Below are 25,063 nucleotides of genomic sequence, written 5' to 3'. Positions count from 1 at the left end.
TCCTCACTTTCGCTGCGTATCAACCCTAAGAGAATGGGATAGAAGTTTCCGCTACGACTGCGCGGAATACGGAGCGAGAACTCAAAGCCGTGACTGTACCAACGGCGAGAACGGAAGCCATTGCATTGCTCATGGGCATTTTCGCTGACGAACAACTCTCGTTCATGATACATCAGGGAGTTCATGATTAATGACTGAAGGGTAACAAAACCCTCGCTGCTGCTTGTGTAATTCGAAAGAATTTCCGAAATTTGCGAATGTGTAAGTTTCATTTTTTTCTTTTTTATGGTTTACAAATACAAAGATAAGAAAAAAGGAGCTTACACACTTTTATAGGACAGTACCGTTGTCTCCTCCCGTCAGGCATTCACAATCAAGAATCCCATATAGGCAACGAACACCAGCGAGAGGATAATTCCCTCCCAACGCTCAATGGTATATTTTGTGAAGGAGAATAACCAAATCATGATCATCGAGATAACCATGATGGAAAGGTCGGTCATCGTAATGCCTTGAATGACCATTGGCGAAATCAATCCTGTCGCACCAAGGATTGCAAGGATATTGAAAACATTCGAACCTAAGACATTCCCGATGGCGATTCCACTGTTGCCCTTGCGCGCAGCCACGACACTCGTTGCCAGTTCTGGTAGCGACGTACCGCCGGCAACGATGGTTAAACCTATGACCGCTTGTGAGACACCTAATGTTGCGGCAACCTGGGTGGCTCCTTCAACAAATAAATTACTTCCGAAGATAAGGCAAGTCAGGCCGACGATAACCCAAATGGCTGAGAGAGCTGACGACATTCTCGGCTTCTGTGAGAGGTCAGCCGCGACCAGTTGACTTTCTTTTCTCATTTCGCCTTTTTCCACCTGTGCTCCGTGGACGGTCATATACATAAAGATGAGGAAAAGAGCAAATAGGACAGAGGCATCGAACCGCCCTATCTTGCCATCAAAGCACATCATCATCAGAATGACGGCAGCAACAAGGGCAAAGGGTATGTCTTTCTTGACCGTCGTCTTGAGAATCTTCATGGGTGAAACCACGGCAGATAATCCAACAATCAACAATACATTGAAAATGTTGGAACCGACAATGTTTCCTACGGCCATGTCGGGTGTACCTTTCAAGGCCGACACCAGACTTACACAAAACTCTGGCATGCTTGTCCCCATGGCAACGACTGTCAATCCGATTACTATTTGTGAGATATTCATCCTCTCGGCTATGGCAACGGCACCCTCGGTTAACCTATCGGCTCCCCAAAGCACAAGAGCAACGCCCACAACGATAAAAACTGTATTCAGCAACATAACTTAATTGTATATGATTACTGTGCAAAGATAAATAAAATAATTAACAAACATGTGGCTATGATACATATTCCAACTTGAGAAACGGCCTCTGCGAAACGTGATGTTACAATGATTGGTTGACTTCTTGTACCCTTTTGAGGTGCTCTCGCTCACCTACAATCCACAGAAGGTCGCCCGCCTGAAGCAAACGTGAAGGATTGACGAGGGTAATGTGCCACTGTCCTTCGTCCACCCCTACCACCATGCAGTTGTATTGGTCGCGAATGCCACTGTCTTGGAGCTTCTTTCCGATGAAAGGGCTGTTGTCCGTAATCATGATTTGGCGCAAAACCATCTCCCGTTTCTCTATGTCTGTCTCTTCTGGGTGTATCTCCCGTTTGATGGCTATTGAAAGACTGGCGAGCTGTTCGTCGCTGCCTATGGCCTGAATCTTGTCGCTGGGGAAGAGAATCGTATTCCCTCCTGGAATGTTGATTCGATGAGAGCCACGCAAAAGGCTGCTGACGTGGACTCCGAAGCGGTTGCGTAGCTGTAGCTGGTGGAGTGTTTTGCCAGCCCATGCTGAATCTTCGGGCACTTCGAAGCTACCGATGTGGATGTTGCGGTCGAGCAGATGGCCCTCAAAGAGTGGGCGACGTCTGCCCCTTACCTGTGCTTCTATCTCTCGTCCCCTTAGGTTTTGTATGAAGAGACGTTCCAGGGTGATGCTCCGTTTCTTCAGTCTTCTTGATAGAACCATGAGAATGAGGAAGCCGATGGCTATGACAATGAGGATTGCATTCTTGAAACGTGTCAGATAGTTGCAGATGTAAAAAATGAACATCAGTGCGATGACGACGCGTGCCAGAACAGTGAATACGAGCGGAAGCCTGTTGATTCGGCTCATTGTCCACAAGTTCTTGAACTCCTCTGAATGATTTTTCTTCATGACAATGGACCGCAGGAAGGGGGAGATGAGCAGCATAGTGACAAGTCCGCACGCAACGTTCCCTGCCCAATGTGTGCCCGTAAGGTCGGTGGAGACTTGCCGGAAGAAGGGCAGTGTTAGTGAGAACATCAGTGTGATTGTCGCTATCGAGAGGATTCCGTAGATAAGCGTGTTGACCAACATTGCCCGAATGAGGCTCCTCCATTGATTGTTGCTGGACAAAGCTTCCGTAGAACCATTTGAGATATGCTCAAGACGTCTCACCCATTTCTTGGGAAGGTGGCGGAGAAAGAAGTTGTAGCACGGCTCAGCACCACTGATCATGTAAGGTGTGAGAAATGTTGTGATAACTGAAACCGCGACTACAACTGGATAAAGGAACTCGCCTATGACCCCCAATGATAATCCAAGGGAGGCGATAATGAATGCGAACTCGCCGATTTGGGCCATTGAAAACCCACAGCGCATGGCATTTTTCAACGACTGTCCTCCAAGTAAAAAACCGAAAGTGCCGAAGATTGCCTGTCCCAAAAGTATGGTAACGACGAGCAACAGGATAGGAATGGCATACTTAACCAGTATGACGGGATCAACGAGCATGCCCACCGATACGAAGAAGATGGCCCCAAAGAGATTCTTGACTGGCTCAACGACCTTGATTATCTTGTCGGCCTCGATAGTTTCGGCCAATATGCTGCCCATGACAAATGCCCCGAAGGCGGCACTGAAGCCAACTTGCGTGGATACGACGGCCATCAGACAGCAGAATCCCAATGAGACAATCAGCAGTGTCTCGTTGTTCAAGTATTTGCGTGTGGCCCGTAGGAAGATGGGGATGGCAAAGAGCCCGATGACAAACCAGAGAATAAGGAAGAATCCGATTCTTATCAGACTGTTCAGCATCTGTCCTCCATCAGGACTCGTTCCGCCGGCAACGGCGCTCAGCATCACCATCATCACGATAGCGAGTATGTCCTCCAGAATGAGTACGCTCATCACCGAAGAGGCGAAACCTTGTTGAGAGAGCCCCATATCGGCAAATGCCTTATATATAATGGTAGTGGAACTCATTGAGAGCATTCCACCGAGAAAGATGCAGTCGATTCTTTTCCATCCGAATGAGTAGCCCACGCTAAAGCCGAGCACCATCATGCAGAGGAGGATAGTGCAAGCAGCAATGATGGGCGATGCCCCCATTTTCAGTATTTTCTTGATGGAGAAGTCGAGTCCGAGCGAGAAAAGCAGGAAGATAACTCCGATATCGGCCCACGTTTGTATGTCGTTTTTATCGATAACGTGCATCAAGTAGGGCATTTTGGTCGAAACCAGGAATCCAGCAACGATGTATCCCAGCACCAAAGGTTGGTTTAGCTTCTTGAACAGCAACGTAACGAATCCGGCTACAACAAGAATCAGTGCGAGGTCTTTGACAAGGTCGGGGAGTTCTGACATATATTGGATAAGGAGTTGATGGGATTAATGAAGATGGTGCATGTGAAAACAATACTTGGACTATAGCCTAAAACGGGAAAAATGGATGTCGGTTGTTCGATGGACGACATGGAGAGCGAAAGAAGAAAGGGAACTAAGGAATTGTGTGGAAAAAGCATTTTTCAATCGTTTTGTATGCGAATGCCGTTGCACTGTCAAATTCCTTAGTTCCCCTCAAAATCGTTTGTTAGTCGTTATATCCAGCAGTCAGCTGGCAGATGTTGACAATAACTTGCATGGCCTTTTCCATGACCTGAATAGAGATGAACTCATAAGGGCCGTGAAAGTTGACTCCGCCAGCGAAGATGTTCGGGCATGGGAGACCTTTGAAGCTGAGCTGGGCGCCGTCCGTACCGCCACGGATGGGTTGTATCAATGGTGTCACTCCTGCTTGCTCCATTGCTTTCACAACAAGGTCTGTGACATGAATGTTCGGATCAATCTTTTCCTTCATGTTGTAGTACTGGTCGTTCATGTTGATTTCAACCGTTCCCTCGCCATACTTCTCGTTCATCTTCCGGACGCATTCCTCCATTACCTTCTTACGGTTCTCGAATTTTTCTCTGTCGTGGTCGCGGATGATGTAGTTGAGCTTCGCTTCTTCGCAGCGGCTGTCGATTCCGAGCAAGTGATAGAAGCCTTCGTAGCCTTCGGTCGTCTCAGGAATCTCGTCTTGGGGCAGCATCTGGTTGAACTCGATGGCCAGTCGGCTGGCATTCACCATCTTACCTTTTGCGTATCCGGTATGAACGCTCACGCCGTGGATGGTGACTTTCGCACCTGCGGCATTGAAATTCTCGTACTCCAACTGACCGATGTCGCCACCATCCATCGTGTAGGCCCATTCGCAACCGAACTTCTCAACATCGAAATGATGGGCGCCTTTGCCAATTTCTTCGTCAGGATTGAATCCGACACGAATCTTTCCGTGTTCAATTTCGGGGTGGTCGCGCAGATAGCACATCGCTTGCACGATTTCGGCAATACCCGACTTATCGTCAGCGCCGAGCAGCGTTGTACCGTCGGTTACGATGAGGTCCTCTCCCTTGTGCTCCAACAGTTCTGGAAACATCTTCGGCGAAGATACCATATTTTCGTTTAGCTGTATGTCTTTTCCGTCATAGTTCTTCACAATGCGTGCTTTCACGTTGGCACCGCTGGCATCCAGCGCTGTGTCGTAGTGGGCTATGAATCCTATTGTTGGGACTTTCTTCTTGGTTGTGGCTGGCAGAGTGGCGTAAATGTAGCCCATCTCGTCCATTTCTACTTCCTTGAGTCCTTCTCTTTCGAGCTCTTCCTTGAGGTATTTCGCGAAAATGAGTTGTTTCGCCGTACTTGGCACGGTCTCGGAGTCATCGGCTGATTGCGTGTCGAACTTCGTATAATTAATAAATCTCTCAGTTATTTCCATAATATTTCGGAATTTTAGTTATTTCTATTAGTTGCAAAGGTAATTAAAAACTAATTTATAACAAAACATCTATGGTTTAAAAATTGTTGTAATGATGAAGTTTTGAGACTGAAACTGTGTTTGAGTATCATTGAAACTTGATGGATTGGCTTTAATTTTTAGAATTCTTTTGAGGATGAACTACTGTTGAGAAGTGAATGATAAATCATGGTTTTATACGGTTGTGTAACTCGCTGAAAATATTTACAATAGCTTTGACAAAGTAAAAGGTGAGCTATTGCTCGGTCAAAGCTCATCTTTTGAACGGCAAAAGCTCATGTTTTGAAATTTCATAGCTGAAGGATCAGATGATTTTGTCCATAAGCTGTCGTCTGAATATCCCAGTAACCAAGCAGATTTACCCCGCTTTCCAAACGAAAACAAGACAGTGCAACAAGAAAGTAACGTGCGATTCACTAAAAACGTATAATCGTTTTAATGAAAAAGTATAATCGTTTTAATTGAAACGATTAATCAAAAATCTATCATTAGAATATTTCGCCTTCTTTTTGCACGAGAAACTCTCTCTAATGGCCGTGGTTTTAAGATTGGAAGTACTAATCAACGATACAAAAAAAGAGACCATACTTCATTGTATAGTCTCTTGAATGTGACTCCGTTGGGATTCAAACCCAAGACCTTCAGAACCGGAATCTGACGCTCTATTCAGCTAAGCTACGGAGCCATTGTGGATGCAAAGATACTGCAAACTTTGTAAAGGACAAAATTTAATGGTGGCTTTTCTACTGTAATGTGATAAGAATTATGGCGCTATGCCAAGTCAAGCCCAAGGTCGTTGATGAGCATGGTGATGGCATTGTTTTCTTTTTGAAGTTTATCCAACTCTTGTCTCGGCGACAGGATAGGCTTCAACTCTTCGGCTTTTGCCAGTCTTATTACCACTTCGATATTGCCATTGTGGAGCCGTTCTGCCATTGTTGCTCGTATCCGGCCTCTTATGGCGAGCATCTCCTCAAGCAGTATCTTGTTCTCGGCAATGACTTCAACCTTCGGGCACTCTGTTACGATAGGTTTCAGGTTTCTCATTCGCTGTGCCAGTCCTATGTTGCGCTTGCTGATTCGCTTGCACATGGCTCGCCACTCGATGATGAGTTCCTGCTGGGTGAAGAGTTGATTCTCGTCTTGATTGGTTATTTCAATCTCCTCTTCTTGTGTAGTCTTTGGCTTGTCGGCATTGAGCAGATTATTGAACGACATGCCGAGATTGCCGAGTTTGACCTTGGGCATGGTACCGGTGGCGGTAGGTCTGTCTGACTCTTTGAGCTCAACGGTCACGTGTGCGTTGGTGTTGGCGACGCTACCGGCTGAGTTCTTTGCCACCAAAGTCGTCGCTTCTTCGTTTCTTGCCTCTCGTGAGGCGCTGCCGCGGCTCGCCCCAGTCACCTGCTGGACTGGTTTAGGCTGAGCCTTGATGATAAGATTCTTGAACAGGGATTTCAAACGTTTAGGGCTTCGCCCCGACGCAGGCACGTCGTCATCCTTCTGTGTGAGCTGAGCCACCTGTATGAGTGTTATCTCAACCAATAGGCGCTTGTTGGAACTCTGCCGGTACTCCACGTCGCAGCGATTCATAATCTGTAGAGCCTTGTAGAGGAACGGAGTGGGGCACTTCTGTGCCTGTTTCTGAAACTTGGCCATTTGCTGTTTGCTCACTTCGAGCAGTGGGAGTGTCTGGGCGTCTTTCGCCATGAGGACGTTACGCATGTGGGATGCCAGTCCGTTGATGAGGTGTCCTCCATCGAAGCCTTTGTTGATGACGTTGTTGAGCAAGAGCATGATGTCGCTCACCTTGTTTTCCAATGCCATGTCAACAATGTTGAAATAGTTTTCCTCATCCAGCACGTTGAGGTCCTCAATCACTTTCTGATAGGTGATGTCGCCTTGCGAGAAACTTGCTGCTTGGTCGAAGATTGAAAGCGCATCGCGCATACCCCCGTCCGCTTTCTCGGCAATGACGCTGAGAGCTTGTTCCTCGTATTTTATGCCTTCTTTCTCTGCAACCTCTTTGAGGTGGCTGATTATGTTGGGCACAGTCATCCTTTCAAAGTCGTAAATCTGACACCGTGACAGGATGGTCGGAAGAATTTTGTGCTTCTCTGTTGTGGCAAGAATGAATATAACGTGTGCTGGGGGCTCCTCCAGCGTTTTGAGAAATGCGTTGAAGGCTGCAGTCGAGAGCATGTGAACCTCGTCGATGATGAACACCTTGTAGCACCCTACCTGTGGCGGTATGCGTGTTTGGTCCATCAGAGACTTGATGTTTTCCACTGAGTTGTTGCTTGCAGCGTCAAGCTCGAAGATGTTGTAGCTTCGTCCCTCGTTGAACGACTGACAGCTCTCGCATTCGTTGCAAGCCTCTCCATCGGCTGTAGGGTGCTCGCAGTTGATGGTTTTGGCGAAGATGCGCGCACAAGTGGTCTTTCCTACACCTCGCGGACCGCAGAAAAGATAGGCATGAGCGAGCTTCTGGCTCTTCACAGCGTTCTTCAAAGTAGTTGTCAGTGCTTGCTGACCTACCACAGAGTCGAAGGTGATGGGGCGGTATTTTCGTGCCGAAACGATATATTCGTCCATAATTCAAAAAATGTTAGTTTTTGCAAAGGTAGTAAAAACTTGAGATATGAGGGTTGGACGTGGATAGATTTAATTGTTAATTTGATAAAATTCTTAATCTTCTCACCTATATTATCAAATCTTTTGATTACTTTTGCAACTGATAGAAAGGCTTGACGGCAACAGGTTTTTTCCTGATGAGTTGTCGCTTGCTTCCGTTACTAATCAACAGTCATTAGCGTGAGTAAAATTACAGGACATATCTTCTATTTCCTCAGCAGGTTCAAATTCCACATTGTTGTTATACTCGGTATCCTTGTTGTGGGGGTATTTGATGAGAACAGCTTCATGAAGCGGATAAAATATGCCTATCAGATTGAGGATTTGAAGTCTGAAATCGCTGAATATGAGGAACAATACCGCCATGATAGTGAAATGTTGAAAGATATAAAGCGAAATCCTAACGCTATGGCAAAGATTGCTCGCCAGCGTTATTTCATGAAAGCCGATGATGAAGACATCTTTGTGTTGAGTGACGACGAGGAAACTGTTGGAAATAGTAATCAAAATGAAGCAACTGAGTAAAATTGAGAGTTTGTTGTTCCTCGTAGGGGGCGTGCTTATGGTGGTCGGGACCGGACTTTACGCTTTCTTTATTCGACAATCCGTAGCCTGTTGGCTGATGTTGTGTGGCTCAATACTTTTCGTGATCATGCAGATGCGCCAGAAATATTTGGGTGAGAGTATCACTATCAGGCGGCTTCGCAAGATTATGTGTATTGCCAATATTGGTTTTATTCTTGCAGGCTTATTCATGGTAGAAAATTCATACTGTCTGTTGAAGCCTTTATTCGTAAAGTATATTGGTGATTACACTAATTATGTCTCCATCTTCCGAAACAACTGGGTCGTACTTTTGCTTATTTCTGCCGTGATAGAAGTTTATACAACCCATCGTATCAGTTATGAACTTAACAAGGAAAACAATGCCTAAGTTGAAAAAACACTAAAAAAGGATTGATTTGTTTTAAATTGAATGAAAAACTTTCGTAACCCCAACTATACATTGTATATTTGTGTTTGAACAAGGAGTATGTATATGAACAAAATACTTTACGCTATTATTTCTCTCGCAATATTTACATCTTGCGCCAAATCCTATAATATTCTGGGAACGTCGAATGTCTCAAGTCTGGATGGGCGTAAGCTGTATCTCAAAGCTTCTCATGCTGATTCACTTTTGAATTTGGATTCTTGCGATGTCGTGCATGGTGAATTCGTTTTCCACGGATCTGTCGATTCTGCTAAAATCGTACAAGTGTTTATGGATGACATAAACCTCCAGTTCCCTATTGTGCTTGAACAAGGTGATATCGTGTTGAAGCTGGATAATACACAGCAGAGTGTTAGCGGAACACCACTCAACGACAAGCTGAATACTTTCTGGAAAAAGTTCACGCAGCTGCGCAACCAGTATGCAGAAATTGACCATGAGGAGAGTGCGGCCATACTCAATGGGCAAGATGAGGAGGCGGTAAACGCACGCCTGATAAAGAAAGCCCTTCAGGTATATGCCGATGGTGACAAGCTTTTCACTAATTTTGTGACAGAGAATTTCGACAATATCCTAGCGCCCTGGGGCTTTTTCACCCGTGTGACGTACGATACAACTCCTGATGCATATCCTATTTGGATGAACGATTACTTGTATGTAAATGCAGTCAGTCAGCTTCCTTCATGGGTTGAGTATATTATGACGAAGGCACCAGCCAGTTTCAAGGATAATCCTCATGTGAAAGAGTTTTATGCAAACTTCCTACAGGCGCAAAAGGAAATGAACGGAACGGCAGAGCCACAACATATGGCGGTTCCGGGAGCGGCTCCAAGTGCTGATATAGTTCCTCCCACACCAGCTGAAATGGCTGGCGATTCTGCACAAATCGGCAAATAACCTACAAATATAAATAAGATAATGAGATGAGGAAACTCATTACAGGCGGTACGATTGTCAACGAAGGCCGAGCTTTTGAAGGGGCAATTGTCATTGAAGACGAAACGATAGTCGAGATTATAGATGGAGATCTGGTTCCCCGTGGCACATTTGATGAGACAATCGATGCCACGGGTTGTTTTGTAATGCCAGGTATAATCGACACGCATGTTCATTTCCGTGAGCCGGGAATGGAGGAAAAGGCAACAATTGATACAGAAAGCACAGCTGCAGTCTTTGGTGGAGTGACATCGTTCATTGAGATGCCAAACACCAATCCACAAACGACCTCTCTTGAGGCTCTGAACGATAAGTTGGCACGAGCAAAGCGAAGCAGTCATGTAAATTACAGTTTCTTTTTCGGTGCGACGAATGCTAATGCCGACATCATCAAACAGTTGGATGTCCATAGTGTTCCTGGTGTGAAGCTTTTCATGGGTGCATCCACTGGAAATATGCTCGTTGACCGACCCAATGCTTTGGATAATGCGTTTGATGCCGCAGCGAAGATGAACCTCCCTGTAATGACGCATTGTGAGGACTCAGGCATCATCAATGAAAACATGAAGGCTGCAAAAGCGAAGTATGGCGATGACCCTTCCATTATCCACCATTGTGAGATAAGGAGCGAGGAGGCGTGTTGGCAATCGTCTCGCCTGGCAGTTGAATTGGCGCTGAAACATAAAGCGCATCTCCACATTGCCCATCTGTCAACGGCCCGCGAGCTTTCCTTGCTTGACATTCCAGGGGCGAAAGGGAATCTGACTTTCGAAGCGGTGATAGCTCATTTATATTTCACGAATGAGGATTACCTTACCAAAAAGGCTTTAATCAAGTGCAATCCTTCAGTAAAGACATTGAAAGACCGCACCGAACTGCGCAAGGCGCTGATGAATGGACGGATAACGACTATTGGAACAGACCACGCCCCTCATCTGCTAGCTCAAAAACAAGGGGGATGCGCAAAGGCAATGTCAGGCATGCCAATGATTCAATTCTCCTTGGTGACGATGTTGGAACTGGTGGATAATGGCATTCTTACCATAGAGAGATTGACAGAGCTGATGTCCCATGCCCCAGCACGGCTTTTTTCGATTGACAAGCGTGGGTTCTTGCGTAAGGATTACAAGGCAGACATTGTTATTGTCAAACCTCAGGTCCCCTGGACTGTTACCGAAGACATTATACAAAGTAAGTGCAAATGGAGCCCAATGCAAGGACACGAATACCAATGGAAGGTTATTCACACGTTTTGCAACGGCAAACACATATTGAACGATGGGATATTTGATTCCGAATATCGTGGCGAGCAGCTGCGTTTTAGATAAAAAGTAAATGATAGCAAGAATTGTTATTCCCCTGTTGCTTATCATAGTGCTGTCCGATGTTTACATCGACGTCCACTATTTCCGCAAGCACTACAAAATATCATGGTGGTTGCGACTGCTCTGGTGGATACCAACCATTTTCCTTGTGACTTATACCGCCGGACTGGCATCTATCAAAGACTTTGCGCCGCATGACCTTACGTGGCTCAACACCTATCTTGTGTTGATTGGCCTTGTCGTCGGTCCAAAGGCCATCTTTGCCCTTTTCTCATCCATTGGCTGGTTTGTCAGGAAATTCATAACACACACCCACCGCAACTGGGGACATTACATTGGCTTGTTGGTCGGCGCTTTCATGGTGGGAACATACATTTATGGACTTACGCTCGGCTTTTCCGAGGTGCGTGTAAAGCACATAGACCTTGCATTTGACAATCTTCCAACTTCTTTCGATGGTTTCAAGATTGTCCATGTCTCTGATCTCCACTTGGGAACATTCGAGGGATGGCGCGAGCATATCTTAGCTGCAGAAATGGATAGCATCAGCAAGCAGCAGGCCGACCAGATTCTTTTTACTGGCGACATTCAGAACATGCGCCCCCAAGAAGTTGAGAATCTTGCCCATTACCTTAAGAAACCAATGAAAGGCACTATTGCTGTCCTTGGAAATCATGATTACACGTACTATGTTAAGGGCTCACCCGATGAACTGGCACTACAAGAACAGAAACTTAAACATTTGATTCGTGATTCTTTGGGATGGACATTGCTGAATAATAGCAATGTTGTTTTACACCGTGGCAATGACACCTTATATATATGTGGTGAGGAAAACGATGGAAAAGTTCCAGGATTGGGTAGAGTAAATATGCCTGCAACCTTGCGTGGAGTGGGGAAGGATGCATTTGTTATCATGCTTCAGCACGATCCCTCTGCCTGGCGGCGCTCGATTCTGCCCGATAGCCATGCGCAGTTGACACTCAGCGGCCATACACATGCCAGCCAAATGCAAGTGTTTGGCTTCCGTCCGACACAGTTGTTGCAGACTGAAGACTATGGGCTTTATGAGGAGAATAAGCGCTTTCTGTATGTCACAGCCGGTTTGGGAGGGCTTGTTCCGTTCCGTTTGAACATGCCGAATGAGGTGACTGTCATCACCTTGCATTCGAAGTAGAATATTGATAATTTTCCGATTACTGATATTATGAATCCGAAACATAAGACTAATGCGTGGAAAAGTGCGCTGAAGATAATATTAGTTGTACTGTATGGTATTTACACAGTTCTCATTTTTTTGCCTATTTTTATCGTCTTTTGTGTTATAGTGTCATTGTCGATAATCATCGGCTGTGCTCTCGGCAACGGACATTTCTGGGGTTATTATCCGGGAAGGTATTGGGGATGGCTGACCATTCGTCTTTTATTTCTGCCAGTTAAGGTTGAGGGGCGCGAGAACTTGATTCCTAATCAGAGCTATGTCTTTGTCAGCAATCATCAGGGGGCATTCGACATATTCCTCATTTATGGGTTCTTAGGCCGTAACTTCAAGTGGATGATGAAAAAGGGCCTTCGTAAAATACCTTTCATCGGTGCTGCAAGCCAGTCGGCTCATCATATTTTTGTCGATAAGAGTGGTGCGAGCAAGATAAAAAAGACCTACGATGAGGCCCGCGAGACCTTAAAAGAGGGCATGTCGTTGGTTGTGTTCCCCGAAGGAGCACGAACTTTTACCGGTCACATGGGAAAGTTCCGCCGTGGTGCTTTCATGCTGGCCGACGAAATACAGCTTCCTGTATGTCCGCTCACCATCAACGGCTCGTTCGATGTGATGCCACGCACTAAAGACTGGCATCTCCCCACATGGCATCCACTCCGACTGACGATTCATAAGCCCATCTTCCCGAAAGGAAAGGGCGCAGAGTACGAGAGGCAGACAATGGAGGAGGCTTATCAAGCTGTCAGCTCCGCTTTGGACACTGAATATCAGGGGTATGTGGAGAATCCAGATCAATAACATTGGCTTTTAACGAATAATATCCTGTAAATTCAGGTTGCTTGTTGATATTCATTTTGAATTATTTGGAACTGTCAAAGAAAAGAACTATTTTTGTGGGGAATAATTATTTATTCTGACTTTGAGCAGAATGACTTATACCATTATGAAGAAGCTACTGTTGGTTACTGCGATTTTTGTCATTCCATTGCTCGTCAAAGCCAATGGCGACCCTGTTATGCGATATTCTGCAATTTGCAGAGTAGCCAATCCCGAACCTTTGACAATTTCTGATATTTCAATACTGAAAGAAGTTGTAAATGTAAAGCATGAGGGGCTTTATAATTGCTTTGACATTACCTACACCTTGTTCAACAATTCAAAGAAGGATTATCCGGCCATTGACTATGGATTCCCAATTGATTACGAAGAATCTGAATTTGGAGGATGGGGATTTGATGACTCCTATATTTTTGAGAGCGTATATGAGCGTGGATGGAACTCTCATTACATTAAAGATGTGGGGTTCAGTTTGGATGGCAAAGAGTTGCAATTTCAAGATGCTTTGGAAAGTATCCGGGCTTCAGAATACGAGATATATAAAGATACGCTGCCTGATGGAAGTGTAGATTCTTCTTTTATGGATTTTACTCCGGAAGTTAAACGGAGGTGGTACTACACGCAATTTGGTGTCAATCGTGGCGATACCGTTTCCTTGAATGTAAAATATAAAGTCTATGCTTCCAATGAATGTGCCCTTTTCGACCAAGTAATTAATAGATATTTTTTGGGTGAAAAGGATCTAGTGGAAGTCTGTGGTGGAAGTCCCGTGCCATTTGCCAGAAGATTCTTTATGAACGCTTTTGCTATCCATTATGATTTCAAACGTGCGAGGCACTTTGGTGATGGCATAATACGAAACTTAAATGTCAATATAGACCTGTTGAACTTAAACAAACCTACAGTTTGGAAAGGAGAAGATAGTGAATGGCTGTATCAAGCCTCTCAGTTGAGGTATGAAGAGTGGTATCTCCCAGCGGATTCTTTACAACCAATCAATTTGTTTGTCAGCCATTTCCCCAATTCAACTTATGAGGAAAAACAAGCTGTTATTGATGAACTTTCCATTTCTCAGGATGATTATTCCATTAAGGAGAAAGGCATGAATGAACTGATGATAGTGTTAGCCAAACCAAGATTTGTAAGTGAGGTCGCACTTGATCTTGACACGGCAAAGGTAAAGCAGATAAGAATGGAAATGCTTTTTGAGAATGGGCGAAAACTCATTCAGTTATATGGGTTGGAAGCGGATGAAGATTTGTCTGATTCTATGGAGAGTATTCCCTTTTGTAAACCTATGTTACTCCCAATAGTAGATAGTTACAAAGACAGATATCGGCAGAAGGATAAGGTCATTACATCAATAAAAGACTTTGATAGTGATTTTTTCAGACTATCGGCCATCAAGCTGAAGTTCCTCAATATTTCAAAATCAGAGAAAAAGCCGCCCTATGGCAATGTCAGGTTGTTGGACAGTAGATGGTTGCCATAGAAATATTGATAGGATAAAAAAGAAATAAACGTTTGTTCCATTCAAAAATAAATACTAATTTTGCAAAAAACAAAGAATAATGGAAAGCGACAGCATAGTAATCATTCCGACATACAACGAGAAAGAGAATATAGAGAAGATTGTCAGGGCAGTGTTTGCCCTTGAGAAATGCTTCCATATCCTTGTGATTGACGACGGTAGCCCCGACGGAACGGCACGCATTGTGCACCAAATGATCGAGACAGAGTTCTCCGACCGTTTGTTCATTGTCGAGCGTACAGGGAAACTTGGTCTTGGAACAGCCTATATCAGCGGCTTCAAGTGGGCGCTGGAACGAAGCTATAAGTATATCTTCGAAATGGATGCCGACTTCAGCCACGACCCTAAAGACCTCCCTCGGCTCTACGATGCCACACATAACGAGGGCTACGATGTAGCCGTCGGCTCTCGCTATGTCAGCGGAGTGAATGTTGTTAACTGGCCTATTGGTCGTGTGCTGATGAGCTATTTTGCAAGCAAATATGTGCGTTTCGTCACTGGTTTCCATGTTCATGACACCACAGCGGGCTTTGTCTGCTACCGTCGGAAGGTGTTGGAAACCATTCCTTTGGACGAAATCCGATTCAAGGGCTATGCTTTCCAAATCGAAATGAAATACACTGCCCATAAGATAGGTTTCCAAATAAAGGAAGTCCCCGTTATATTCGTCAACCGTCGGGAGGGTACAAGCAAGATGAGTGGCGGTATTTTCTCCGAGGCTCTCTTTGGTGTCGTGCGGTTGCGCATAGACGGATGGTTCAGAAAATATCCTGAAATAAAAGATTAAGACAGACTTTTTTGATATAAGAAAAGGCACGATGGGAAACCATTGTACCTTCTTTGTTCCTATCTGGATGAAGCGTTGACAGTTCTTTGCGGTTCAGTCCCTAATCGTGGGTTTGGGGTTGAATCGGTTTTACATGGGGGATGTGCAACTCATCTGTCGTCTCACAGGAAACGTAGCGGTACACATCGAACCGTTTCGACCAGCGTGTTGCCAGCTGACGGACGAGAGCTGGCAGGGAACAATACGGTCAATCGGCAATCCGGCTCTTGTGGTCTGATGCCACGTCTATGACTCATCAGAACGAAGGACCAGGGTTGCCACGCTTGAAAACCGTTAGGTCGTTACCGTAGAGCCAGTTGGCAAACACCAGATTGTCATTGTCAACAGTGATAAACTCACGGTGGTTGACAACAGCTCCGCCTGTGGGGGAGGTGTTGTAGATGGCGATATACTTGATATCAAAGTCCTGACTCCATCCCATCCTCCATTTGTCGGTAAATGTTGTGTCTATTGCCGTTTGCCAGTCTCCATAAGTCGGGACACCATTCACCAGCATACTGTCGCGTTCGATGAGTATCTCTCTTTCGTTATACACCCCTTTCTCCTTGAACTCAAACGAACAATAGTATTTCCTGCGCGATGTTTTTTTCTCAAAATACCATTTTCCGAGCGTTTTCTCATAATAAAGCTTTCTGACCGCTTCATTTTTCAGATAGCTTTCCGTGGGTTCGGGCTCCCTGTGACAAGCGGTGAGGCCCAAAGTCAATGAGCTTACCAGCAGGCAGAACAAGACTAAATTCTTCATAATTTTATCATCATTTTGTAGTTTCACATTATTAAACGCATGATAGCGTTCTTTTATTATCTGTTACTGATAAAAAACGGTCCGCCGGAGTGCTTCGTCCTGTCAAAATCACCAATGAAACACGAGAGTGGTCAAAGGTCTAAGTTGTCGCACAATGGCGGTTGACGTGTAGTGATATGGACCTGTTCAGGATTCTGCGAAAATATTTTACAATGCCTTCCTCATAATTCGCCTTCAGGTAAGCCTCCCCATCTTCGCTCGCCAATACGCAAATTTTGACTTGATTTGTAATCTTTTGATCTGTAGCGAGTTATAAAACCGTTTGTAAAACTTGAGGTGAAAAGGTGAAAATCATACGCCTTTTTGTTGCCCATTGATCGAGCTTTCGCCTTCCAACACTGACCTATTGAAGTGTAAAAGATCAGCCATCGACACCCGAAAGGTCAGCAAACGACTGTTCTGGAACATTAGTTGGGTCAGAATATCTCCTTAATCGCCATCAGAGAGGTTGCTGTCGGCTTCTGGTTTGATATTTTTCAAGTGTTAAATTCAGGGAATAATTCTTTACAAAGCGTTCCCTTCAGTGAAGCGCGCCTGACAATCGGGATCGTCAACAGCCGAAGCTGTTATCTTCGTTGGCATCCGCTACACGATGTAAAGGACTGTGACTGTGAAACTATGATATAAATGGGCAAAAGCATAGCTGTTCATTATTTTTTAGTTATCTTTGCACCATAATATAAATAGAACGAGTAATGGAAGTCGTAAAGAAACCGCTCTTAGGCATGAATTTGCTTGAGCTCAAAGCCGTCGCCAAGGAATTGGGCATGCCTGCCTTTGCTGGCACACAGATGGCAAAGTGGCTTTACACTCAACACGTAGCCTCGATTGACGAGATGACGAACATCTCGAAAGCGAACAGGGAGAAACTGGGCGAAAATTATACCATAGGCTGCAGGCAACACATTGATGCACAGTATTCCAAGGATGGTACAATAAAATATCTTTTTCCAACAGAAGAGGGGAAATTCGTCGAGACCGTGTATATCCCTGACGACGATCGAGCCACGCTCTGTGTCTCGTCGCAAGTGGGTTGCAAGATGAACTGCCTGTTTTGTCAGACAGGCAAGCAGGGATTTGAGGGGAATCTTTCGGCTGTCGATATCCTGAATCAGATTTATTCGCTACCTGAGCGCGATAAACTCACCAACATCGTATTCATGGGACAAGGAGAGCCGATGGACAACTACGACAATGTGCTGCGCGCAACTCAAGTAATGACGGCCGATTATGGCTATGCGTGGTCGCCCAAGCGCATCACCGTGAGCAGCATCGGCATCAAAGGCAAGCTGAAACGGTTCTTGGAAGAAAGCGATTGCCATGTCGCCATCAGCATGCACCATCCAATACCCTCAGAACGCTCCATGCTAATGCCCGCAGAGAGAGGGATGTCGATTGCAGACATTGTCGAATTGCTCAGGAATTACGATTTCTCGCACCAGCGTCGGCTCTCGTTTGAATATATAGTGTTCAGCGGTGTCAACGATTCGCTGAATCATGCCAAGGCCATCGTCGAGTTGGTGAAAGGCTTGGATTGTCGGTTCAATCTCATTCGCTTCCACACCATCCCCAATGTGCCCCTCCGTGGGGTTGACGACAAGAAGATGGAGGAGTTCAGGGACTATCTTACCGGACATGGGGTCTTTACAACGATTCGCGCAAGTCGCGGACAAGACATCTTCGCTGCTTGCGGTCTGCTTTCCACTGCTAAGAAGATTGCTGATGAAAGGGCATAGCAAGTTATTCCTTAGTTGCCTGCTGGCAATGCTGGTGCTGGCTTCCTGTCAGGAAAAACAGCTTCTGCCGAAAAGCGGAGGGCGCCCATACGAGGTCTTGGTAGTTGGCGACGAGGATAGTGTGCTTTACAGTGTGTTGTCGGCAGATATGGTGGGACTGCCACATGCCGAGCCTTGTTTTGACGTTTCAGAAATCATGCCAAGTCAGTTCAAGGACAACTACGAGCTGGCCCGCAACATTGTAATGCTGAAAATTGACAGTGTGCGTTGTCGGACTTCGGAGGTGCTCGTGCAAGAGAATGTTTATGCCCGTCCGCAGGTGATTGTCTCGGTTGTCGCACCTAATGCCGAACAGCTCGGTCGGTTTCTCTCGAAGAAAGGAAACTTGCTTAGAAACTATCTGATAAAGGCTGAATTGTCACGTGTGGAACAGGAATTGGAAAGAAAGAGCAATGTCAAAGCCGAGGAAACCGTTAGGAAAATGTTCGGTGTCGATATGCGAGTCCCCACCGACATGATAGCCAGCAAGGTGGGGAACGACTTCTTGTGGTTGTCGAACAATGCCAATTCGGGCATGGCGAATATCTGTTTGTACACCGTCGGGATAGAAGACTTCAGGCAACAACGCGACAGTGTGATGAGGATAAATATCCTCGGCGAACACGACAATATGTATATGCTCACTTCAAGTATAGCCTCCACGGTAGGGAACAAAGGCAAATCAACGACAATCCGTGGGCTGTGGGAGATGCGAAATGATGCGATGGGAGGACCTTTTATAGCCTATGTCAAACCCTTTGCCCAGCGGAAGAACCGCCGTTTGGTGGCCGAGGCGTTCGTTTATGCCCCTGAATCGAAAAAGCGGGATATACTAAGGCGTCTTGAGGCCTCACTCTATACACTGAATTATACAAAGTAGGGTGGAACGGGAAGTCGTTGCCAGTAAGGGGAGAACCAGACCATCGGATATGAACTGATGAACTTAGAGCAAATAGAATTGAAAAGATAAGAATAATATATATATACGATAAAGTATGAGTGAAAACAGAAAAATCCGTGTTGCCATTACTCATGGCGATACAAACGGAATAGGATATGAACTGATTTTTAAAACCTTTGCTGAACAGGAGATGCTCGAACTCTGCACTCCCGTTATCTATGGCTCTCCGAAGGTGGCCACATATCACCGCAATGCCTTGAATATTCCTGCAAACTTCACCATCGTCAACGACGTGGAGGAGATAAAGGACGGTCGGATTAACTTCATTCCAGTGTTCGATGAGGAAATAAAAGTGGAACTGGGCGTGCCTTCCGAGGAATCGGGAAACGCTGGTCTTTTGGCAGTTGACAGGGCCTTGGAAGATTATCGGAAAGGTGTTTTCGATGTACTCGTTACAGCTCCAATAGACAATAATGAGCAATTCCATTTCAGCGGTCAGAGTCGTTACATCGAAGACCATCTGGAGGTTGAGGGACAAGGCATTTCGGTTCTCATCAACGAAAGTCTCCGTGTCGCTTTGGCTACCAGAAACCTGCCTCTGAAGCAAGTTGTGGAATCGGTAACCTCAAGCACCATCATTGATTGTGCAACCGTGTTGCATAATAGTGTGCGCCGTGATTTCCGGATATCCAACCCACGCATCGCTGTTCTCTCGCTCAATCCCAAGGCGGGGGCCAACGGACTGTTGGGGACCGAGGAACAGGAGATTATCAATCCTGCAATCGAAACCCTCGAAGAGAAGGGCATTCAGGCATTTGGACCTTATGCAGCCGACCAGTTCTTTGGTGGAAGCGACTGGGAGAAGTTCGATGCCATACTGGCAATGTATTACGATCAGGGAATCGCACCTTTCCGCGCATTGACGGTAGAAGGCGGAGTGAACTATCTTGCTGGGCTTCCGCTCGTGAGAACCGCACCTGACACTACGGCTTGTTTTGGCATTGCTGGCAAAGGTGTTGCCGACGAGATGCCAATGCGCCATGCCATCTATCTGGCTATCGACATTTTCCGCAATCGTAGGGAATATGATGAGCCTACGGCGCATCCTCTTCAAAAACTATACAAGGAGAAACGCGATGAGAGCGACAAGGTGCGCTTTGCTATCCCTAAAAGACGAGATGACCGTACTCCACGAAGCGAATAACATTCTTTGAGAAGACTTGTTTTATCCGTCTAATATTATATAGTCAATGAAAAAGAAATACCAGAACGGATTCTTCATCTTTGGTATCGTTGTGCTCATCGTCATGGTGACACAGCTTGACTTTGACAAGGTCTGGAAAGGCTTGCAAAATGCCGGGTATTGGTTCTTTGCAGTAGTAGCCTTGTGGTTCTTCCTTTACATCTTCAACACAGCGTCATGGTATTTCATCATAAGAAGTCAGGAAACGAAAGAGGAAAAGACGAAGATAGTTATCCCGTTCTGGTGGCTTTACAAGGTGAGCGTATCGGGGTTTGCGCTGAATTATGCTACCCCAGGTGGTCTGATGGGGGGCGAGCCCTATCGTATCATGGAGCTGACGCCCAAGATCGGCGTGGAACGGGCTACCTCATCGGTGCTATTGTTTGTCATGACACATATATTCAGTCATTTCTGGTTCTGGCTTCTCTCAATCTCGCTTTTCATTCTCACACAGGAGGTGAGTGTGTTTATGGCCATCATTCTTTCCCTTGTTGGCACTTTCTGTGTCGTTGCCATTTGGTTTTTCCTGTCAGGGTACAAGAAAGGCCTGGCGGTGAGGATGATGAGGCTGCTGGGGAATATACCCGGAGTGAGGAAATGGGCCAAACGATATGTCGTTGAGCATGATGAGCAGCTCAGAAACATCGACAACCAGATCGCAGCACTGCACAATCAGCAGCGAAAGACATTCTTTTCCGTTGTGTTGTCTGAGCTGATGTGTCGTGTATTCAGTGCTTTGGAGGTTTATTTCATTCTTTTGGTGCTCTTCCCCAGTGTGAATTACCTTAATTGTATCCTCATTATTTCCTTTACAACACTTTTCGCCAATTTGTTGTTCTTCATGCCTTTGCAGCTGGGAGGTCGGGAAGGAGGTTTCCTGATGTCTGTTTCGGGCCTTGGACTCACAGCCAGCGCTGGTATTTTCGTAGCACTCATCGTCAGAGTCAGAGAGTTGATTTGGACTGCCATAGGTCTCTTGCTCATAAAGTTCAATAAACAACATCGAAAAAGCTGAATCCATCTGTTAAACTCTGCCAAAATTGCAGATAATTGGTGTAAAATTGGAATAAAAGATGTAAATTTGTCAGCTAAATGAACAATACTGAATTACAGCGCATCAAGCAGCGTTACAATATAGTGGGTAACTGCAATACCCTCAATAGGGCGTTGGATATAGCCCTACAGGTGGCTTCTACCGACCTCTCTGTCCTGATTATCGGAGAGAGTGGTGTGGGAAAGGAAGCGATACCTCGAATAATCCATGACAATTCACCACGAAAGAGGGAGAAATATTTTGCCATAAACTGTGGTTCCATACCTGAAGGGACTATAGACAGCGAGCTTTTTGGGCACGAGAAAGGCTCTTTTACCGGCGCAATCGGCGAGAGTGCGGGCTATTTCGGCACGGCAAACAAAGGTACGATCTTCCTTGATGAGGTGGGAGAGTTGCCTTTGGCTACCCAGGCGAAACTCCTTCGTGTACTGGAGTCGGGAGAATATATTCGCGTGGGTGGTCAGGAGATTCGCAAAACCGATGTCCGTATCGTCGCTGCCACAAATGTGAACATGCGGAAGGCTGTGAGCGAGGGCAAATTCCGTGAGGATTTGTTCTATCGTCTCAACACTATTCCTATTCAGATGCCACCACTTCGCGACCGTGGCGAGGATATCCTCTTGCTGTTCCGTCTCTTTGCCATGCAGATGGCTGAGAAATATCGCTTGCCCAAGATAACATTGGCCGACGACGCCAAACAGATAATGTTGCATTACAAGTGGCCAGGCAATGTAAGACAGTTGAAAAACATCACTGAACAGATGTCTATCCTGAGCGAACAGCGGGAAATAACGGCAGAAATGCTGACCCAATTCATTCCGCGTGACCCCGAGAGCACCCAGCTTGCTATTGTGCCCGGGGGAGGAAAACACAGCTTTGAGAGTGAAAGAGATTTGCTCTACAAGATACTTTATGAGCTTCGTGGCAATGTGAGCGACTTGCGGCGAGACCTGAACACGGTGAGGAAGCAGCTTGAGGAGACCCGTGCGCTCGACAGAGCACATGCTTTCGATTCGCTCTCTAGCGAATCGTCAGGCAATTTGCCAGTATCGGCAAAGCCTATTACACCAGTATCTGCGCCAGTCAGCCAGATTGAATATGCTGAAGCAGAGGAAATTTCCGAGCCGGAAACGCTGAATCTAAGCGATATAGGCAGACAACTGGTGGAGAAGGCTTTGGAACGAAACAATGGGAATAGAAAAAAAGCAGCCCAGGAATTGGGAATCAGCGACAGAACTCTTTACAGAAGAATCAAACAATATGGTCTGGACAATACTAAACCGGTTGGGTAAGCCGTGTCTTATCTGTTTCGTCAGCATCCTTTGCTTGGCTTCCTGCTCGGTGAGCTATAAGTTTAACGGAGCCAGCATTGATTATACCAAGGTGAAAAGCATTCAGATTGCAGATTTTCCGATACGTGCGACCTATGTTTGGGGACCGATGGCTCCAATGTTCAACAACAGACTTAAAGACATCTTTGCCAATCACACCCGATTGGAACAGGTAAAGAGGAATGGGGACATGAAAATCGAAGGTGAAATCACACAATATCAGCAGCGCAACAAGAGCGTTTCAAGCGAAGGATATTCAGCTCAGACCGAACTTTCAATGACAGTCAATGTGCGTTTTACCAATAATACCAATCATAATGAGGACTTTGAACGACAGTTTACGGCTACGGCCACCTATGAAACAACGGAAAGTTTGAACTCGGTACAGGAAAGATTGGTTGAACAGATGGTGAAAGACTTGACCGAACAGATATTCAATGCTGCTGTAGCCAATTGGTAATCAACGAAATAAAGATGTTTTTCAGAGAATAATGGATATAGCTTTCTACTTCAAACATCCTGAGAATCTCAACAAAGAGACCTTGTATGATTTACGAAGTCTGCTTGCGCTGTATCCCTATTATCAGCCAGCCCGTATATTACTGTTACAGAATCTTTTCCTCCTCCACGACCCGACTTTTGACGAAGAGTTGCGCCGGGCAGCTATCTTTGTTACTGACCGCCGTACCTTGTTCAGGCTCGTCGAAGAGCCACATTATCAGTTGCGTGATGTTTCCAAGGCAAATCAGGTGGACGGAGAGAACACCTACACTTCAGATTCACAACAGAGAGCATCTGGAGAACAGGAGGCGGAGAAACGACAAGACAGGACGGTTTCGCTCATCGAAAACTTTTTGGAAAACATACCTAAGGAAGAGCAACCGTCTGAAGAGGCGCAGAGGATGCCTACTCCAGCTGATGCCACAGTAGATTATGTGGCTTATCTACTGGAAACAGAGAATAACAAGAAAAAAGCTGAGACACCGGAGCTCAGAGGACAAAGCCTGATTGACGAATTTATCAACAAAGAAGGTGGAAGAATTGTCCTTCAGGATGCTACGGAGTACGAGCCAGAGATGGATGAAGAGGGGGAAATGGAGGTAGAAGACACTGGTTATTTCACCGAAACATTGGCACGAATTTACATCAAACAGGGCAGATATTCAAAGGCTTTGGAAATTATTAAGCGATTAAATTTGGTATATCCGAAAAAAAATCGTTACTTTGCAGACCAAATCCGTTTTTTGGAGAAATTGATAATAAATAACAATAAAAAATAATAGTAAGAAATGTATTGGTTATTAATAATACTCATCGTTATTGCAGCAGTATTAATGATTGGAGTTGTTCTCATTCAAGAGTCAAAAGGTGGGGGACTTTCGTCTAACTTCTCATCTTCAAACGCTATCATGGGCGTCCGCAAGACAACCGACTTCATCGAAAAGGCAACATGGGGATTAGCTATAGCAATGGCTGTTTTCAGCGTTTTGTCAACTCTGGTTGTACCATCTGCAAATACAGATCAAAGTGTTATTGAGCGTTCAGCCACCGAAGGAAACGCTACCAATCCTAATAACTTGCCTAATTTTGGTGCAAGCCAGCAGAAACAGTCTGCTCCTGCAGCACAGGGTGCAGCACCAGCAGCACAGGGCGTACCAAACCAGGCTCCCGCAAATCCCGCAAAATAAGCAGAAACAAGTAAAAAAGTGCGGGATTTGTTTGGAAAATACAAATAAAACCCGTATCTTTGCACTCGCTTTTCAAAAGCATGTAATACGGTGGACGTAGTTCAGTTGGTTAGAGCGTCAGATTGTGGTTCTGAATGTCGTGGGTTCGAGTCCCACCTTCCACCCTCAAGAAACAAGCGGAAATCCTTCATCTAAGGACTTCCGCTTTTCTTTTGCAATTAAGTTAGCCATGAATTGCTACATGACTGTTGTCAAAAATAGAGTTCTTTAGTTGTCTATTTTCACTTCCTCTATTCCCACTGATGGTTTAAGCCTGTTCAGGAATTGTCTGTTTGTCAGACCGATTGTGTTTCATGCTATTGTGGCAATCGGATAAAAGCTGGCTGAAAGCCACGATGTATATATTGTATGGCGGAATTTCGGTCTAATAGCCGATTTTGGTTTGGTATCCTGTTCAACATGTATCGTCATCGAGCGATGTGAATTCGAAAAACTTTTCCAGTCAGATAGCATTACTTTACCCGAAAAATGGTTCTTTTGTTTGCGTTCCGTTTGACAGCTTTTATACGAAGCAGAAGTTTAATCCCAAGATGAAACGAAGTGTTTTTTGAGTTCAACCATAGCCTTTTTTCGATTTGGAGTGAATAATCTTTGGTTATAGCTCAGCTACAGCATGATAAAACCTGACTTTTTGGGCTCAGTAGAAAATCAATGGGGGAATAATTTGTTATTTATCTTAATAATTCCGACCT

The 25,063-nt window shown here is 45.4% G+C and carries 22 protein-coding genes and 2 tRNA genes; 17 read left to right on the top strand and 7 right to left on the bottom strand.

All coding sequences use genetic code 11. From position 1 onward, the window contains the following. The 6 genes from H515_RS0108315 to H515_RS0108290 form a co-directional block, all read right to left on the bottom strand. On the bottom strand, window positions 1-272 hold a 272-nt coding region (locus tag H515_RS0108315), incomplete at its 3' end, for a transposase (protein WP_028901832.1). Between the two features lie 87 nt (window positions 273-359). Beyond that, window positions 360-1,319 carry a calcium/sodium antiporter gene (locus tag H515_RS0108310; RefSeq protein ID WP_028901831.1) on the bottom strand — a complete coding sequence of 320 codons (960 nt, stop codon included), beginning with the start codon at window positions 1,317-1,319 and terminating at the stop codon, window positions 360-362. Window positions 1,320-1,425: 106 nt separating this feature from the next. Further along, window positions 1,426-3,702: a cation:proton antiporter gene (locus H515_RS0108305; RefSeq protein WP_025877202.1), complete on the bottom strand. Its 2,277-nt coding sequence runs from the start codon at window positions 3,700-3,702 to the stop codon at window positions 1,426-1,428. A gap of 226 nt (window positions 3,703-3,928) precedes the next feature. After that, complete coding sequence (gene pepT, locus H515_RS0108300) at window positions 3,929-5,152, bottom strand: peptidase T (protein ID WP_025877200.1); 1,224 nt, start codon at window positions 5,150-5,152, stop codon at window positions 3,929-3,931. A gap of 650 nt (window positions 5,153-5,802) precedes the next feature. Continuing rightward, a tRNA-Arg gene (locus H515_RS0108295) sits at window positions 5,803-5,876 on the bottom strand. Between the two features lie 86 nt (window positions 5,877-5,962). Beyond that, window positions 5,963-7,786, bottom strand: a complete 1,824-nt coding sequence (locus tag H515_RS0108290) for a DNA polymerase III subunit gamma/tau (protein ID WP_025877198.1) — start codon at window positions 7,784-7,786, stop codon at window positions 5,963-5,965. A gap of 219 nt (window positions 7,787-8,005) precedes the next feature. On the opposite strand from H515_RS0108290, the gene H515_RS0108285 reads away from it, so the two are divergent. The 8 genes from H515_RS0108285 to H515_RS0108250 all read left to right on the top strand — a co-directional run bounded on the left by H515_RS0108285 (window position 8,006) and on the right by H515_RS0108250 (window position 15,454). Then, window positions 8,006-8,350: an FtsB family cell division protein gene (locus tag H515_RS0108285; protein ID WP_025877196.1), complete on the top strand. Its 345-nt coding sequence runs from the start codon at window positions 8,006-8,008 to the stop codon at window positions 8,348-8,350. Further along, entirely contained in the window at window positions 8,334-8,759 is a 426-nt protein-coding gene (locus H515_RS0108280) for a hypothetical protein (protein ID WP_025877194.1), read from the top strand. Before H515_RS0108285 ends, H515_RS0108280 begins: the two co-directional genes overlap by 17 nt. Before the next feature lie 105 nt (window positions 8,760-8,864). Then, window positions 8,865-9,716, top strand: coding sequence for a DUF4369 domain-containing protein (locus H515_RS0108275; RefSeq protein WP_025877192.1), 852 nt, complete (start codon window positions 8,865-8,867; stop codon window positions 9,714-9,716). Window positions 9,717-9,742: 26 nt separating this feature from the next. Next, window positions 9,743-11,083: a dihydroorotase gene (locus H515_RS0108270; RefSeq protein ID WP_028901830.1), complete on the top strand. Its 1,341-nt coding sequence runs from the start codon at window positions 9,743-9,745 to the stop codon at window positions 11,081-11,083. A 7-nt stretch (window positions 11,084-11,090) separates the two neighbouring features. After that, window positions 11,091-12,257, top strand: coding sequence for a metallophosphoesterase (locus tag H515_RS0108265; protein ID WP_025877190.1), 1,167 nt, complete (start codon window positions 11,091-11,093; stop codon window positions 12,255-12,257). 30 nt (window positions 12,258-12,287) lie between these two features. Next, window positions 12,288-13,097: a lysophospholipid acyltransferase family protein gene (locus H515_RS0108260; RefSeq protein ID WP_051274725.1), complete on the top strand. Its 810-nt coding sequence runs from the start codon at window positions 12,288-12,290 to the stop codon at window positions 13,095-13,097. A 145-nt stretch (window positions 13,098-13,242) separates the two neighbouring features. Continuing rightward, the gene (locus H515_RS0108255; protein ID WP_155809289.1) at window positions 13,243-14,628 is read left to right on the top strand and encodes a hypothetical protein; all 1,386 of its coding nucleotides are present in this window, start codon (window positions 13,243-13,245) and stop codon (window positions 14,626-14,628) included. 79 nt (window positions 14,629-14,707) lie between these two features. Further along, window positions 14,708-15,454: a polyprenol monophosphomannose synthase gene (locus H515_RS0108250; protein ID WP_025877183.1), complete on the top strand. Its 747-nt coding sequence runs from the start codon at window positions 14,708-14,710 to the stop codon at window positions 15,452-15,454. A 295-nt stretch (window positions 15,455-15,749) separates the two neighbouring features. Here the strand turns inward: H515_RS0108250 and H515_RS0108245 are convergent, their stop codons facing one another. After that, complete coding sequence (locus H515_RS0108245) at window positions 15,750-16,259, bottom strand: hypothetical protein (RefSeq protein WP_025877181.1); 510 nt, start codon at window positions 16,257-16,259, stop codon at window positions 15,750-15,752. Between the two features lie 755 nt (window positions 16,260-17,014). Between H515_RS0108245 and rlmN the strand changes: the two genes are divergently transcribed. The 9 genes from rlmN (at window position 17,015) to H515_RS0108200 (ending at window position 24,476) form a co-directional block, all read left to right on the top strand. Beyond that, entirely contained in the window at window positions 17,015-18,055 is a 1,041-nt protein-coding gene (gene rlmN, locus H515_RS0108240) for a dual-specificity RNA methyltransferase RlmN (protein WP_025877179.1), read from the top strand. Then, window positions 18,042-18,974 carry a DUF4837 family protein gene (locus H515_RS0108235; protein ID WP_025877177.1) on the top strand — a complete coding sequence of 311 codons (933 nt, stop codon included), beginning with the start codon at window positions 18,042-18,044 and terminating at the stop codon, window positions 18,972-18,974. Before rlmN ends, H515_RS0108235 begins: the two co-directional genes overlap by 14 nt. Window positions 18,975-19,089: 115 nt before the next feature. Further along, window positions 19,090-20,199 carry a PdxA family dehydrogenase gene (locus H515_RS0108230; RefSeq protein WP_028901828.1) on the top strand — a complete coding sequence of 370 codons (1,110 nt, stop codon included), beginning with the start codon at window positions 19,090-19,092 and terminating at the stop codon, window positions 20,197-20,199. Between the two features lie 46 nt (window positions 20,200-20,245). Continuing rightward, window positions 20,246-21,253, top strand: coding sequence for a lysylphosphatidylglycerol synthase transmembrane domain-containing protein (locus H515_RS0108225; RefSeq protein WP_025877175.1), 1,008 nt, complete (start codon window positions 20,246-20,248; stop codon window positions 21,251-21,253). A 77-nt stretch (window positions 21,254-21,330) separates the two neighbouring features. Next, window positions 21,331-22,584 (top strand): sigma-54 interaction domain-containing protein, encoded by a 1,254-nt coding sequence (locus tag H515_RS0108220; protein WP_028901827.1) that lies wholly within the window; start codon window positions 21,331-21,333, stop codon window positions 22,582-22,584. Next, window positions 22,553-23,083: an LptE family protein gene (locus H515_RS0108215; protein WP_025877173.1), complete on the top strand. Its 531-nt coding sequence runs from the start codon at window positions 22,553-22,555 to the stop codon at window positions 23,081-23,083. Before H515_RS0108220 ends, H515_RS0108215 begins: the two co-directional genes overlap by 32 nt. A gap of 31 nt (window positions 23,084-23,114) precedes the next feature. Continuing rightward, complete coding sequence (locus tag H515_RS0108210; RefSeq protein ID WP_025877171.1) at window positions 23,115-23,903, top strand: hypothetical protein; 789 nt, start codon at window positions 23,115-23,117, stop codon at window positions 23,901-23,903. 9 nt (window positions 23,904-23,912) lie between these two features. Further along, window positions 23,913-24,311, top strand: a complete 399-nt coding sequence (gene secG, locus H515_RS0108205) for a preprotein translocase subunit SecG (protein ID WP_025877168.1) — start codon at window positions 23,913-23,915, stop codon at window positions 24,309-24,311. A gap of 89 nt (window positions 24,312-24,400) precedes the next feature. Continuing rightward, window positions 24,401-24,476, top strand: a tRNA-His gene (locus H515_RS0108200). Window positions 24,477-25,063 lie beyond the last annotated feature (587 nt).

Source organism: Prevotella corporis DSM 18810 = JCM 8529 (genome assembly GCF_000430525.1).
GTDB classification, from domain to species: domain Bacteria; phylum Bacteroidota; class Bacteroidia; order Bacteroidales; family Bacteroidaceae; genus Prevotella; species Prevotella corporis.
Note: the sequence above shows the minus strand (reverse complement) of the source record. Positions and strands in the feature narration are given on the sequence as shown.